The organism is Alloalcanivorax sp. C16-1, from assembly GCF_046507805.1.
Classification (GTDB): domain Bacteria; phylum Pseudomonadota; class Gammaproteobacteria; order Pseudomonadales; family Alcanivoracaceae; genus Alloalcanivorax.
Map to the genome: position 1 here is coordinate 759,120 of NZ_JBKFTK010000002.1, position 14,118 is coordinate 773,237.

Below are 14,118 nucleotides of genomic sequence, written 5' to 3' on the forward strand. Positions count from 1 at the left end.
GGGCGGCGCGCCGTCAGTCCCGGAAGCGCTTGGTCAGATCGCCGTAGGCGTCGATGCGGCGGTCGCGCAGGTACGGCCAGATGCGGCGCACCGCCTCGCTGCGCCCGGTGTCGATGTCGGCCAGCAGTACCTGTTCGCCGTCTTTCCCGGCGCGCGCCAGGAACTCGCCCTGGGGCCCGCACACGAAGCTGTTGCCCCAGAACTGGATGCCGCCGTCGCCGTTCGGCGCCGCCTCGAAGCCGGTGCGGTTGGCCACCAGCACCGGCAGGCCGTTGGCCACCGCGTGGGCCCGCTGCACGGTTACCCAGGCGTCCAGCTGCCGGGCCTGCTCCTCCACCTCGTCGGTGCGGTCCCAGCCGATGGCGGTGGGGTAGAGCAGCAGGTCGGCGTCGGCCAGGGCCATCAGCCGCGCCGCTTCCGGGTACCACTGGTCCCAGCACACCAGCACGCCGAGCTTGCCGACGCTGGTGCGGATCGGCGTGAAGCCGGACTGGCCGGTGTTGAAGGTGGCGTCGCCGGGGGTGAAGTAGAACTTCTCGTAGAAGCCCGGATCGTCGGGGATGTGCATCTTGCGGTACAGCCCCACCAGATTGCCGTCCCGCTCCAGCACCACCGCGGTGTTGTGGTACAGGCCGGTGGCGCGCTTCTCGAACAGGCTGGCCACCAGCACGATGTTCAGCTCCCGGGCCAGGGCGCCCAGGGCGTCGGTGCTGGGCCCGGGGATGGTTTCCGCCAGATCGAACACCGAGGTGTCCTCGGTCTGGCAGAAGTACAGGCTGCGGTGCAGCTCCTGGAGCATCACCAGTTCCGCGCCGGCGGCGGCGGCCTCGCGGATTTTCTCCATGGAACGGTTCAGGTTGGCGGCCGGATCGGCGCCGTTTTGCTGCTGAACGACGGCAACGCGCATGGGCGGGCGGCTCCTTTCAAGGGGGCGGATTTACAGAATGCCTTGCGGCAGTTGCATGGTCACGCAGTGCAGACTGCCGCCCTGTTCGATCAGCGGCCGGCAGGGAATGCCCTGCACGGTGCGCGGGCCGGCCACCGCCGCCAGGGCGTCCAGGGCCGCCCGGTCGGTGGCGCAGCCGTACACCGGCACCAGAATTTTCTCATTGGTGATCAGGAAGTTGGCGTAGGTGGCCGGCAGACGGTCGCCTTCCCCGTTGTACTGCGGCACCGCCATGGGCAGGCGCACCAGGCGCAGGTCGTGGGCCGAGGCCAACGCTTCCAGTTCACCGGCCATGGCGGCCAGCTCGCCGTGGTGCGGGTCGGCCGGATCGTCGCAGCCCACGTAGGCCACGGTGGTGGGGTCGACGAAGCGCGCCAGGGTGTCCACGTGGGCGTCGGTGTCGTCGCCTTCCAGTTCGCCGTGGTCCAGCCACCAGATGCGCGTCACGCCCAGGGTCTCGCGCAACCGGCTTTCCAGTTCCGCCTCGCTGAGCAGCGGGTTGCGGTTAGGATTGCGCAGGCAGGCCCGGGTGGTGAGCAGGGTGCCGCGGCCATCGGTGTCGATGGCGCCGCCTTCCAGCACCAGGTCCACCGCCTGGCGGGGGGCGCGCCAGGGCAGGGCGGCGTTGACCGCGTCGTCCCGCTGGGCGGCGAATTTGTGGCCCCAGCCGGTGAAACGGAAATCCAGCAGCGTCAGCACGCCGTCCCGTTGCACGCTGATCGGCCCGAAATCCCGGGCCCAGGTGTCGTCGAACTCGACCTGCTCGATGCGCAGCCGGGTCAGGTCGGCGCCGGCGTCCGCCAAACGCTGGCGGACCTGGTCGGCGCTGTCCCCGTTACGGCACAGCAGCAGCACCGCCTCGTGGTCGAGCACGGCGGCGATCAGGGCGGTGTAGGTGGCGTGGGCGGCGTCCAGCTGGCCGGCCCAGTCGGTGTCGGCATCCGGCCAGGCCAGCAGTACGCCCCACTGGGGCTGCCATTCGGGCAATAACATGGGACCACTCGTTCGAGGATAAACGGCGGGATTGTCTGCCCGGTGCCGGGCAGCGTCAATAGCGTGCCCGGCGGGAGGGTCAGAAGGAGAGCAGGGGGCGGTCAGTCGGCGTCGGCGCGCAGGGAGCGGCGCACCGGCGGCGCCTCGGCGCGGGGCTCGTCGCCGTCCTCGGCAGTGCCCCGGTCGTTGTTGTCCTGGTCCTCTTCCTCATCAATGACGATGCGGCCGGAGACCGGATCGAAGCGGAAGTGGCCGGCGTTCTCGCCGTCCCGGTCACCCTCGGCGGTTTCCCCGGCGTCCGGCCGGGTATCGTCGCTTCGCCGTTGCCCGGATTCCTCGGCGCGGGCGCGCACCGCGGTGCTGCCCGGCGCGGTGTTGGACTCGTCGGGGCGATCCTTGTCGTTACGGCGCCGCTCTTCCCGGCGATCGTCGGCGTCGTCGTCACTGTCCGCGTCTTCGTTGCGCACCGTGGACCGGGTTTCGATCTGCGCCTCCTCGTCCTCCACGTCCGGCGGCAGAGGATGGCCGGCCTGGCGCTCCAGCTCGGTGGTGCCCGGCTGCCCGTCGTCGGCGACCGGTTCGCGCACGCTGTGCAGCACCTTGTCGTTTTCGAAATAGACGGTGAAACCGGGGTAGTACCAGCGGCTGATCGGCGGCTGACCCACCGGCGCCCGGCGGCTCTGCGGCTCGCCATAGTGCTGGAGCACCTGGGCCTGGCTCATGCCACGGCTGGGGCCGTCGTCGGCCCACGCGAGTAACGGATACAGGAGCAGCGTGGCCAGCATCGCGGCTAGAGCGGTCTTCATGGTGGTGTTCCCCCAGTCATTGGTCGTCCTGACCGTAAGCATCCACAGTCTGAACCTTTGTTCAAGTGTTACGGTCCTAGGACAGCCCGAAAATTTAATAGGAGAGTGCCGGATCGTCGTGGATGCCGGTCACACCCTCGCTTCCCCGCGCGGGTGTCTGGCGCCGCCCGACGGTTTAGTGCTTAAATGCGCGCCATGTTTCGACCCTTTGCCCTGTTCGTGGGCCTGCGCTACACCGGCGCCCGCGCCCGTAACAGTTTTATCTCCGTGATCACCCTGATCTCCGCGCTCGGGCTGATGCTCGGTGTCGCCGTGTTGATCACCGTCCTGTCGGTGATGAACGGCTTCGACCGGGAATTGCAGACGCGCATCCTGGGGATGGTTACCCATTTGTCCATCCACGGCCGCGAGCCGGTGGAGGACTGGCAGGCCCTGGCCGACCAGGTGCGCGGCTATCCCGGCGTGGAAGCGGCGGCGCCGTTCGTGCAACTGGAAGGCATGCTTACCCATAAAGGCAACGTGGCCGGCGCCCTGATCAACGGGGTGGACCCGGAGGCGGAGCAGCGCGTCTCGATCGTCGGCGAGATGATGTGGGAGGGGGATTTCAACGCCCTCCGCGCCGGCGACTTCGGCGTGGTGCTGGGCTACGGCCTGGCGCGCAAGCTGAATGCGGAGGTGGGTGACAAGATCACCCTGGTGTTGCCCGAGGCCAGCGTCTCCCCGGCCGGGGTGATGCCCCGCTTCAAACGCTTCCAGGTGGTCGGCGTGTTCCGTGCCCGTGCCGAGGTGGACGGCCTGTACGCCTATGTGTCCAGCGCGGACGCGGCGGTGCTGCACCGCCGGCCCGGCACCGTGCAGGGCATCCATCTGCGCCTCAGCGACCTGTTCGCGGCGCCGGAAGTGGGCTGGCAATTGCAGCAGGCCCTGGGCCGGGATTACTACACCACCGACTGGACCCGCACCCACGGCAACCTGTTCCAGGCGATCCGCATGGAAAAGAGCATGATGACGCTGCTGCTCAGCTTCATCGTCGCGGTGGCCGCCTTCAATATTATTTCCAGCCAGGTGATGCTGGTCACCGAGAAGCGCGGCAACATCGCCGTGCTGCGTACCCTGGGCGCGTCGCCGGGCACCATCATGCGCATCTTCATGGTGCAGGGGGCGGTGATCGGTCTGGCCGGCACTTTCCTGGGCACCGTGCTCGGGGTGCTGCTGGCCAACAATGTGAGCGACCTGGCGGCCTGGATCGAGAAGACCTTCAACACCCGGCTGTTCGATGCCTATTTCGTCAACTACCTGCCGTCGCAGCTGGAGTGGAGCGATGTGGGGGCGATCGTCGCCATCGCCATGGTGATCACCTTCGCCGCCACCCTCTATCCGTCCTGGCGGGCCAGCCGCGTGCAACCGGCGGAGGCGCTGCGCTATGAATGAGATCGCCCGCGACGCGGTGCTGGCCGCCGAAGGCCTGATCAAACGCTACCCGGAAGGGCGCGGCGAGCTGGAAGTGCTGAGCGGCGTGAACCTGACCGTGCGGCGCGGCGACACCGCCGCCATCGTCGGCGCCTCCGGCTCGGGCAAGTCCACCCTGCTGAATCTGCTCGGCGGTCTGGATGCCCCCACGGAAGGACGCGTGGCCATCGGCGGGCAACCGCTGGCCGGTCTCGGCGACCGGGCCCTGGGCAGCATTCGCAACCGCTACCTGGGCTTCGTCTACCAGTTCCACCACCTGTTGCCGGAGTTCACCGCCCTGGAGAACGTGGCCATGCCGCTGCTGATCCGCGGGCTGCGACCGGCGGAGGCCCGCGAGCGCGCCGCCACGCTGCTGGAGCAGGTCGGCCTGGCCGCCCGGGAAACCCACAAGCCCGCCATGCTCAGTGGCGGCGAGCGTCAGCGGGTGGCCATTGCCCGCGCCCTGGTCACCGACCCGGCGCTGGTGCTGGCCGATGAGCCCACCGGCAACCTGGACGAGCGCACCGCCGATCAGGTTCAGGAGCTGATGCTCGACCTCAACCAACGGCTCGGCACCGCCTTGCTGATCGTGACCCACGATCACCGCATCGCCGGCCGCTGCCAGACCCGCCACGAGCTGCACGAAGGGCTGCTGCGCACGCTGTAGCCCGGGCGCGGCTTGTAAGCTCCTGCCTACAGAATTTGTTCCAAAACGCTGACGGCTCTCACCTTAAAACGCTGACGGCTCTTACCTCAATCCGCTGACGGCTCTTGTCACAAACCGCTGACGGCTCTTGTCTCAACCCGCTGACGGCTCTGCCCCCCGGTCAGGGGTTACCCTGATCCGGGTCGTGGCGGCGGCGGCGGGCGCGCAGGTTCCAGCTGCGCACCACCGCCAGCCGCCAGGACAGCTTCACCGCCAGCCAGGCGGCCAGACCGGCCAGGGAGGCGCACAGCAGGGAGCCCACCCACAGCGGCACCAGCTGCTCCACGAACCAGGCCACGTCGATGCCGTGGGGCGGGCTGGGCTCCATGCCCAGCAGCCAGGCGCCGATCCGGTAGGTGAAGTAGAAAATCGGCACATAGGTGACCGGATTGGAAATCCACACCAGCACCACGGACAGCGGCAGGTTGCAGTGGAAACGCACCGCCAGCAGGGCGGCCAGACCCATCTGCAGGGGGATCGGCAACAGGCCGGTGAAGACGCCGATAAAGGCAGCCCCGGCCAGGGAATGACGGTTGATGTGCCAGAGATTGGGGTCCGACAACACCTCGCCCAGAAAGCTCAGGGACTTGTGACCCTTGAGGCGCTCGGGGGAGGGCAAATATTTTCGGAATAACCGTTTCGGCATGGGCGACTGCTTTCCCGGCGTCGGGGGATCCGTACGAGGGTTCCGGTTGCGGGCGCTATTATGCCGATCCTGAGCGGCGGCGCCTACACCTTGAAGGGATAGGGTGCCTTGAGGGAGCGCAAGGATGCGATACCTGTTGCCCGCCGCGGCCCTGGTGGCGGCGGTCTGGAGCGGCGCGAGCTGGCCGGTGTGGCTGCCGCTGCTGGTCCTGGCCGCCGGCTTGGCGGGCGCGGGTGCGCGGCGCAAGCCGCCGTGTTCCGGTCGATGGGCGCGCACGATACTGGCCACCGCCCTGGCCGGCGGCCTGGGGCTGCTGGCACTGGAGCAGGGACTGGCGGCGCGGCTGCCGGCCTCGCTCAACGGCGAAACGCTGGCGGTGCAGGCGCGGGTGGTGGACCTGGTGGAGCGCCAGCGCCGGGTTCGCTACGACGAGCCGGTGAACTGGCAGCGGCTGACCCTGGAAGTGCGGCTGTTGGAAGGGCGAGGGCGCTGGCCGGGCCGCCACCGGGTGCGGGTCAGCGCCTGGGGGCCGCTGCCGGCGCTGGGCGCGGGGGACCGTTTCGAGGCCCGGATGCGGCTTTATTTTCCCCATGGCTGGCACAACCAGACCGGGCCGGACACCGCCCGCCGCGATCTCGCCGAACGCATCGACGCGGTGGGGGTGCTGGCGGCGGTGCAAGGGCCGGTGCACGCCGACGGCGGCCTGCACGCTTTCCGTGAGCGGCTGGCTGACCGGTTGCGGGCGCGGCTGGCCGCCAGCCCGCTGGGCGCGGCGGTGGTGCCGGCGCTGGTCACCGGCGACCGCCGCGGGCTGGACCGGCCCTTGAAGGACCTGTTCCGCGCCACCGGCACCGCCCACCTGCTGGCCATTTCCGGCCTGCACCTGACCCTGGTCACCGGCCTGCTGTGGTGGCTGGGACGGGGTCTGCTGGCGCCGTTGCTGCAGTGGCTGTGGCCGGCCTGCCGGCGGCTGACACTGGCCCAGTTGGCCTGGGCGCCGGCCCTGGCCGGGGCGCTGGGCTACGCGGCGCTGGCCGGGTTCAGCCTGCCCACCCGGCGCGCCCTGATCATGGTGGCGGTGCTGGCCCTGTGCCGCCTGCGGCGCCGCTGGCCGGCGCCCGCCGAGGGGCTGGCCCTGGCGCTGCTGGCGGTGCTGCTGGCGGACCCGCTGGCGGCGCTGTCCACCGGTTTGTGGCTGTCGTTCGGCGCGGTGGCGGCGATCCTGTGGCTGTTGGAGGGCGGCGGCCGGCTGCCGGTGATGGTGGCCCTGCCGCTGCCCATGGCGGTGGCCGGTGCCGCCCTGTTCGGCGACTGGGCCTGGTGGAGCCCGCTGGCCAATCTGCTGCTGGTGCCGTTGTTCAGCGCCCTGGTGGTGCCGGCGGCGTTGCTGGGGGCACTGCTGGATTGGGCGCCGGCGCTGCATGCCGCCGCCACCGGGGTGGAACTGGCGGTGGCCCTGATGGCGGTGATGGCCGGCTGGCCGGCGCCGCGGCTGCCGGCGGCCTCCGGGCTGGCGGCCCTGGCGGTGGGCGGCGCGCTGATGCTGTGGTTGCTGCCGGCCTGGCCCTGGCCGCGCCGTCTGCTGCCCTTGTGCCTGTTGCCCTGGTGCTGGCCGGCCAGCACCGCCCCGGGCCCCGGCCAGGTGGACCTGATCCTGTTCGAGGTGGGGCAGGGCCAGGCGCTGGCGCTGCGCACCGCCCGCCATCTGGTGCTCTACGACCTGGGGCCGGGCTGGGAAGGCGGCTCCGCCACCGGGTCGGTGCTGGTGCCCTGGCTGCGCCGCCACCGGCTGACGCCGGACCTGACCCTGGTCAGCCATGGCGATGGCGACCATGCCGGCGGCCTGGCGGACCTGCCCGACCCCGGACGGTTGCTGAGCGGCGAGCCGGACCGGGTGCCCGGCGCGGAACGGTGCCGGGGCGGCCAGCACTGGCGCTTCGACGGCGTCGACTTCCGGGTGCTGTGGCCGGACCGGCGGCCCTGGAGCGGCAATGACGCCAGCTGCGTGCTGCGGGTGGACGCCGGCGCCGCCAGCGTACTGCTCACCGGCGACATCACCACCGCGGTGGAGTACCGGCTGCTGGGCTCCGTGGCGCCGGTGACGGTGCTGCAGCTCGGCCACCACGGCAGCGCCTCGTCCAGCGCCGACGCCTGGGTGCGGGCCCTGCGACCGCGCTGGGCGCTGGCCTCGGTGGGCTACGCCAACCGCTTCGGGCACCCGGACGCGGCCCTGGTGCGGCGCCTGGAAGCGGCCGGGGTCACGGTTCTGCGCACCGACCGGGCCGGTATGATTGTGTTTCGCCTGGGGGGCCCGGATAATGCCGCGCTTATAACAAAGTGGCGCCGGGACCATGAGCGTCCCTGGCACCGGCCCGCGCGCGGGCAGGTTTGGTGAACGTCGCAAAGGGGATCTTTACGTGCAGGATCTAGTGCAGTCCGGGGGCTGGATGATGCTCCCGATCCTGATCGGTTCGGTGGTGGCCCTGGCCATCGTGGTGGAACGGTTCTGGACCCTGCGTCCGAGCAAGCTGGCGCCGCCGGAAACCCTGGCCCAGGTGCGGGTCTGGCTGCAGAAGGGCCAGCTCAACGCCCAGCGGCTGGCCGCCCTGCGTGAACAGTCGCCGCTGGGGCGCATTCTCGCCACCGGCCTGGCCAATGCCCGCCACGGCCGCGATATCATGAAGGAAAGCATCCAGGAGGAGGCCGCCGGCGTGGTCCACGACCTGGAGAAATACCTCTCCACCCTGGGCTCCATCGCCGCCATCGCGCCGCTGCTGGGCCTGCTGGGCACGGTGATCGGCATGATCGACGTGTTCGCCGCGATCATGATTCACGGCACCGGCGACGCCGCCCAGCTGGCCGGCGGCATCTCCCAGGCACTGCTGACCACCGCCGCCGGTCTGGTGGTGGCGATTCCGGCGATTTTCTTCCACCGCTTCTTTCTGCGCCGGGTGGAGGAAATCACCGTGAGCATGGAACAGAACGCGGTGCATCTGGTGGATCTGGTGCACGGCGACCGGGAAGCGACCCCGGCGGCCGGAGCGGCGTCGTGAAATTCCCCCGGCCCCGTCAGGAGCAAGCGGAGGTCAACCTGACGCCGCTGATCGACGTGGTGTTCCTGCTGTTGATTTTCTTCATGGTGTCCACCACCTTCACCCGCGAGACCCAGCTGTCGCTGACCCTGCCGGAGGCGCAAGGCACGCCCCCCGAGGCGCAGCCGGAGGCGGTGCAGGTGCTGGTGTCGCCGCTGGGCGACTATCTGATCAATGGCGAGAAACTCGCCGACAACAGCGAAGCGGGCCTGCGCTCGGCGCTGCTGCGGCTGGGCCAGGACAAGACCACCCGGCCGATGATCATCACCGCCGACGCCAACGCCAGCTATCAGGCGGTGGTACGGGTCATGGACGTGGCCGGGCAGCTCGGCTTTGATAAGCTGTCGCTCACCACTCGCGAAGCCGACGATGAGGCGCAATGAGCCAATCTCTCCCGGATGATGCCTGGCAGACCTACAAACGACTGCTGAATTACGTCAAACCCCACTGGCTGATCCTGTTCGCCAGTTTCATCGGTTACGCGATCTACGCCGCCACCCAGGCCGGCGCCGCCCAACTGGCCGGCTATCTGGGCGAGACCGTGGTCAACCCGGAACCGCGCCGGGTGCTGATCGTCTCCATCGCGCCGTTCTTTATCGCCCTGGCCCAGGGCATCGGCCAGTTCATGGGCAGTTATTCCATGACCTGGGTGGCCCAGGAGATCGTCTACCGGCTGCGCAACGACGTGTTCGGCCATGTGCTGCGGCTGCCCCAGTCGGAGTACAACAACAACGCGTCCGGGCGCATCATGTCGAAGATCATCTTCGACGCCCAGCAGGTCACCAGCGCCGGCACCGACGCCATTATCGTGCTGCTGCGCGAGGGGCTGACGGTGATCGGGCTGATCGCTTTCCTGCTCTACCAGAACTGGAAGCTGACCCTGATCCTGCTGGTGATGGCGCCCCTGGTGGGCACCGTGGTGAGACTGACCAGCAAACGCTTTCGCCACATCAGTCGGCGCATCCAGGCGTCCATGGGCAATATCACCCAGTTCCTGGGGGAGGCCATCGAAGGCAATCAGGCGGTGAAGATTTTTGGCGGTCAGAAGCTGGAGGCGGACCGTTTCCACGCGGTGAGCCGGCGCTTTTCCCGCCAGAACACCAAGCTCAACGCCAGCAAGATCGCGTCCACGGTGATCGTGCAGCTGTTCGTGGCCGCCGCCATCGGCCTGGTCACCTACCTGTACATCACGCTGATGGGCGAAGCGCTGACGGTGGGCGGCTTCCTGTCCTACATCGCCGCCGCCGGCATGGTGCAGAAACCCCTTAAGCAGCTCACCGATGTGAACGTGAAAATCCAGCGCGGCGTCACCGGGGCCTCATCCCTGTTTGAATTGATGGACCGCCCGCCGGAGCCGGATGTGGGCGGCCGTGACCTGCCGCGCACCCACGGCGACATCGAGTTCCGCGACGTGACCTTCGGCTATGACCCGGCCCATCCGGTGCTCAACAACCTGTCGTTCTCGGTGAACAGCGGCGAGACCATCGCCCTGGTGGGGCGTTCCGGGGCCGGCAAGAGCACCATTTCGGCCATGTTGCCCCGCTTCTTCGATCCGGATTCCGGCCAGGTGCTGCTCGACGGCGTGCCGCTGCCGGACTACCAGCTGGCGGCGCTGCGCCGGCAGATCGCCATGGTCAGCCAGAAGGTGGTGCTGTTCAACGACACGGTGCGCAACAACATCGCCTACGGCGAGATGCGCGACGCCGATGACGCCGCCATCGAGGAGGCGGCGCGCAACGCCTACGCCTGGGACTTCATTCAGAGTCTGGAACACGGCCTGGACACCGAGGTGGGCCAGGACGGCGCCCAGTTGTCCGGTGGCCAACGGCAGCGTTTGGCGATCGCCCGGGCATTGCTCAAGGACGCGCCGATCCTGATTCTCGACGAGGCCACCAGTGCCCTGGACACCGAGTCCGAGCACCATATCCAGCAGGCCCTGGAGCGGCTGATGACCGGGCGCACCACCCTGGTGATCGCCCACCGCCTGTCCACCATCGAGAAAGCCGACCGCATTCTGGTGCTGGATCAGGGCCGCCTGATCGAGCAGGGCAGCCATCAGGAGCTGCTCGAGCGCAACGGCCTCTATACCCAACTCTACAAGATGGACTTCGCCGACACCGACCATGGCTGATTGGGCGCGCCGCATCGAGCAGGGCTGGTACCGGGGCAGTCCCTGGCTGACCCCGCTACGGCCCCTGGGCTGGCTGGTGGGCCGGGTGGCCCGCCGCCGGCTGGCGCGCTTCCGTGAGCAGGCGCCGGTGCCGCCGGTGCCGGTGCTGGTGGTGGGCAACGTGACCGTGGGCGGCACCGGCAAGACGCCGCTGGTGATTGCGCTGGCGCGCCGCGCCACCGAGCGCGGCCTGAACGTGGTGGTGATCTCCCGGGGCTATGGCGCCGACGGCGGCGATTACCCGATCAGCGTCACCGCCGACGACGACCCGGCCCGGGTCGGCGACGAACCCCTTCTGATTGCCCGCCGGGCCGCCGTGCCGGTGGTGCTCGACCCGAGGCGCGACCGGGCCCTGGAACGGGCGCTGCGCGAGCACGGCGCCGATCTGGTGATCAGCGACGACGGTTTGCAGCACTACGCGCTGCCGCGCTCCGCCGAGGTGGTGGTGATCGACGCGGACCGGGGCCTGGGCAATGGCCGTTGCCTGCCCGCCGGGCCGCTGCGCGAGCCGGCCTCGCGGCTGGAGGCGGTGGACTTCCTGCTCGCCAACGGCGGCCCCTGGCCCGGCGCCACCACCATGACCCTGGAGCCGGCGGACCCGATCCGATTGAGCGACGGCGAAAGCCTGACGGCGGACGGGTTCCTGGCCCGTTTCCCCCGCGTGCACGGTGTCGCCGGCATCGGCCACCCGCGGCGCTTTTTCCGCACCCTGGAAGCGCTGGGGCTGGCGGTGACCCCGCATGCGTTCGCCGACCACCACGCCTTCCAACCGGCGGATCTGGCGTTCGGCGACGATCTGCCGGTGATCATGACCGAAAAAGACGCGGTAAAATGCCAGGGTTTCAACGACCCGCGCCTGTGGACGCTGCCGGTGCGGGCGTCGCTGCCGCCGGGCACCCTGGACGCGATTCTCGACCGGGCCCTGGCCGGCCCCTGATGGAGCAGCAAGCATGAGTTTCCTTGTCATCGTACCGGCCCGTTATGCCTCGTCGCGGCTGCCCGGCAAGCCGCTGGCGGATCTGGCCGGCAAGCCCATGGTGACCCGGGTGGTGGAGCGCTGCGCGCGGAGCGGCGCCCGCGAGGCACTGGTGGCCACCGACGATGAACGGGTGCGCGACGCGGTGGGCGACGCGGCCCGGGTGGTGATGACCCGCGCCGATCATCCGTCCGGCACCGACCGGCTGCAGGAAGTGGCGGAGCAACTGGGCCTGGCCGACGACGACATCGTGGTCAACGTGCAGGGCGACGAACCGCTGATCCCGCCGGCGGTGATCGACCAGGTGGCGGAGAATCTGGCGCTGCACCCGGACTGCCAGATGGCCACCCTGTGCGAGCCCATCGACAGCGCCGAGGACCTGTTCAACGCCAACGTCTGCAAGGTGGTGTTCGACGTCAACGGTCGCGCCCTGTATTTCTCCCGGGCGCCGATTCCCTGGCACCGGGACGGCTTCGCCGGCGGCACCGGCGCCGACCTGGACCTGAGCGGCGGGCGCTGGTGGCGGCACATCGGCATCTACGCTTACCGGGTGGGCTTTTTGCACCGCTTCGTCGGTTGGCCGCCGGCGCCGTTGGAGCAATTGGAATCCCTGGAACAGCTGCGGGCCCTGGCCAACGGCGCGCCGGTGCACGTGGCGCCGGCCCGGGAGCCGGTGCCCGGCGGCATCGACACCGAGGCCGACCTGGCGCGCATGCGCCGCTATTTGTCGGAGGCTGACCGCTTATGAGTACCCCTTCCGTTTCCGTTCTGTTCGTGTGTCTTGGCAACATCTGCCGCTCGCCCACCGCCGAGGCGGTGTTCCGCCGGCGGGTCACCGACGCCGGCCTGGAGGCGCGCATCCACATCGACAGCGCCGGCACCGGCGATTGGCACATCGGCAAGGCGCCGGACCGGCGCGCCAGCGCCGCCGCCGCCCAACGCGGCTATCAGCTGGACCGGCTGCGTGCCCGTCAGGTGAGCGCGGAGGACTTCCGCCGTTTCGACCTGATCCTGGCCATGGACGACAACAATCTGGCCGACCTGCAAGCCCTGCGTCCGGCGGACGACGACGCCCTGCTGGCGCGTTTCCTGGACGTGCTCGGCGAGGACGGCCCCCATGAGGTGCCGGACCCGTACTACGGCGGCGACGATGGCTTCGACCAGGTGCTGAACCTGGTGGAGAAGGCCAGCGACCTGTGGCTGGAGCGCCTGCGGGAGCGGCTGTGATCGAACGGAACGCGGATCTGTCCGGCGCCAATACCCTGGCACTGCCGGCCCGCGCCGAGCGGCTGGCGCGCCCGGCCAGCGGCGAGGCGCTGGCCGAACTGCTGGCCGGGCGGCGCGCCGATGAGCCGCTGTACGTGCTGGGGCAGGGCAGCAACCTGGTGCTGGACGGCGATCTGCCGGGCCTGACGGTGATCCCGGCCCTGGACCGCATCGACTACCGGGTGGAGGGCGACCAGGCGCGGGTCATCGCCGGCGCCGGCGTGGTCTGGGACCGGCTGGTGGCGGACACCGTGGCGCGTGGCTGGCGCGGTCTGGAAAACCTGTCGCTGATCCCCGGCACCGCCGGCGCCGCGCCGTTCCAGAACATCGGCGCCTACGGCGTGGAACTGGCGGACGTGCTGGAGAGCGTGGACGCGGTGGCGGTGGCCAATGGCCGGCCGGTGCGCTTCAGCGCCGCCGAGTGCGAGTTCGATTATCGGGACAGCCTGTTCAAAAGCCGGCGGCGGGGCGAATTCATCATCACCGCCATCACCCTGCGGTTGCGTCGCCACGGACCCTGTCGGGTGGATTATGGCGGTCTGGCGGCGCGCTTCGGCGACGCCGATCCGGCCAGCCTGGACCCGGCGGCGGTACGGGCGGCGGTGATCGAACTGCGGCAAAGCAAATTGCCGGACCCGGCGGTGCTGCCCAACGCGGGCAGCTTCTTCAAGAATCCGGTGGTGTCCGTGGCCCATTATCAGCAACTGAAACAGAGCGAGCCGGAGCTGGTGGCTTTCGCCCACCGGGACGGCCACAAGCTGGCCGCCGGCTGGCTGATCGAGCGGGCCGGTTGGAAGGGGCGGCGGCTGGGGCCGGTGGGCATGCATCGGGAGCAGGCGCTGGTGCTGGTCAACCATGGCGGCGCCCGGGCCGCCGATGTGCGGGCCCTGGCTGGGGCGGTGCGCGCCGATGTGGAGGCGCGGTTCGGGGTCAGCCTGGAGCAGGAACCGATTCCGTTGCCTTGAGGGGGTTGCCGTCAGCGGGGGCGCGGCTCAGGGCGCGACGCCCTTCCGGGAACGCCGTGAACCCGTCCCTGGGGGCTCCCTTTCGAACGTCCTGTTCTCAAGG

Annotated in this window: 14 protein-coding genes; 10 read left to right on the forward strand and 4 right to left on the reverse strand. The window is 69.7% G+C overall.

Annotated features, from left to right (window positions below; genetic code table 11):
* Positions 1-13: 13 nt before the first annotated feature.
* The 3 genes from ACLD0W_RS10665 to ACLD0W_RS10675 form a co-directional block, all read right to left on the reverse strand.
* Complete coding sequence (locus ACLD0W_RS10665) at positions 14-907, reverse strand: carbon-nitrogen hydrolase (protein WP_410307462.1); 894 nt, start codon at positions 905-907, stop codon at positions 14-16.
* Between the two features lie 30 nt (positions 908-937).
* Positions 938-1,939, reverse strand: a complete 1,002-nt coding sequence (locus ACLD0W_RS10670; protein ID WP_410307463.1) for an agmatine deiminase family protein — start codon at positions 1,937-1,939, stop codon at positions 938-940.
* A gap of 101 nt (positions 1,940-2,040) precedes the next feature.
* The gene (locus tag ACLD0W_RS10675) at positions 2,041-2,745 is read right to left on the reverse strand and encodes a hypothetical protein (RefSeq protein ID WP_410307464.1); all 705 of its coding nucleotides are present in this window, start codon (positions 2,743-2,745) and stop codon (positions 2,041-2,043) included.
* 195 nt (positions 2,746-2,940) lie between these two features.
* On the opposite strand from ACLD0W_RS10675, the gene ACLD0W_RS10680 reads away from it, so the two are divergent.
* Positions 2,941-4,176 (forward strand): lipoprotein-releasing ABC transporter permease subunit, encoded by a 1,236-nt coding sequence (locus ACLD0W_RS10680; RefSeq protein ID WP_410307465.1) that lies wholly within the window; start codon positions 2,941-2,943, stop codon positions 4,174-4,176.
* On the forward strand, positions 4,169-4,861 hold the full coding sequence (locus ACLD0W_RS10685; RefSeq protein WP_410307466.1) for an ABC transporter ATP-binding protein: 693 nt from the start codon (positions 4,169-4,171) through the stop codon (positions 4,859-4,861). The genes ACLD0W_RS10680 and ACLD0W_RS10685 overlap by 8 nt, the downstream gene beginning before the upstream one ends.
* Before the next feature lie 160 nt (positions 4,862-5,021).
* Here ACLD0W_RS10685 and ACLD0W_RS10690 read toward each other — a convergent pair whose 3' ends face one another.
* On the reverse strand, positions 5,022-5,519 hold the full coding sequence (locus ACLD0W_RS10690) for a DUF2062 domain-containing protein (RefSeq protein WP_410307467.1): 498 nt from the start codon (positions 5,517-5,519) through the stop codon (positions 5,022-5,024).
* A 151-nt stretch (positions 5,520-5,670) separates the two neighbouring features.
* Between ACLD0W_RS10690 and ACLD0W_RS10695 the strand changes: the two genes are divergently transcribed.
* Genes ACLD0W_RS10695 through murB form a run of 8 tightly spaced genes read left to right on the forward strand, consistent with a single transcriptional unit; the run spans position 5,671 to position 14,015 of the window.
* A complete protein-coding gene (locus ACLD0W_RS10695) occupies positions 5,671-7,941 on the forward strand; it encodes a ComEC/Rec2 family competence protein (RefSeq protein WP_410307468.1) in 2,271 nt (756 codons plus the stop codon).
* A 22-nt stretch (positions 7,942-7,963) separates the two neighbouring features.
* Positions 7,964-8,599, forward strand: a complete 636-nt coding sequence (locus ACLD0W_RS10700; protein WP_410307469.1) for a MotA/TolQ/ExbB proton channel family protein — start codon at positions 7,964-7,966, stop codon at positions 8,597-8,599.
* Positions 8,596-9,021, forward strand: coding sequence for an ExbD/TolR family protein (locus ACLD0W_RS10705; protein WP_410307470.1), 426 nt, complete (start codon positions 8,596-8,598; stop codon positions 9,019-9,021). Before ACLD0W_RS10700 ends, ACLD0W_RS10705 begins: the two co-directional genes overlap by 4 nt.
* Entirely contained in the window at positions 9,018-10,769 is a 1,752-nt protein-coding gene (gene msbA / locus ACLD0W_RS10710; protein ID WP_410307471.1) for a lipid A export permease/ATP-binding protein MsbA, read from the forward strand. Before ACLD0W_RS10705 ends, msbA begins: the two co-directional genes overlap by 4 nt.
* Positions 10,762-11,745, forward strand: a complete 984-nt coding sequence (lpxK, locus tag ACLD0W_RS10715; protein ID WP_410307472.1) for a tetraacyldisaccharide 4'-kinase — start codon at positions 10,762-10,764, stop codon at positions 11,743-11,745. Before msbA ends, lpxK begins: the two co-directional genes overlap by 8 nt.
* A 13-nt stretch (positions 11,746-11,758) precedes the next feature.
* On the forward strand, positions 11,759-12,532 hold the full coding sequence (gene kdsB, locus ACLD0W_RS10720; RefSeq protein ID WP_410307473.1) for a 3-deoxy-manno-octulosonate cytidylyltransferase: 774 nt from the start codon (positions 11,759-11,761) through the stop codon (positions 12,530-12,532).
* Positions 12,529-13,011: a low molecular weight protein-tyrosine-phosphatase gene (locus ACLD0W_RS10725; protein WP_410307474.1), complete on the forward strand. Its 483-nt coding sequence runs from the start codon at positions 12,529-12,531 to the stop codon at positions 13,009-13,011. The genes kdsB and ACLD0W_RS10725 overlap by 4 nt, the downstream gene beginning before the upstream one ends.
* Positions 13,008-14,015 (forward strand): UDP-N-acetylmuramate dehydrogenase, encoded by a 1,008-nt coding sequence (gene murB / locus ACLD0W_RS10730; protein WP_410307475.1) that lies wholly within the window; start codon positions 13,008-13,010, stop codon positions 14,013-14,015. The genes ACLD0W_RS10725 and murB overlap by 4 nt, the downstream gene beginning before the upstream one ends.
* Positions 14,016-14,118: the final 103 nt, after the last annotated feature.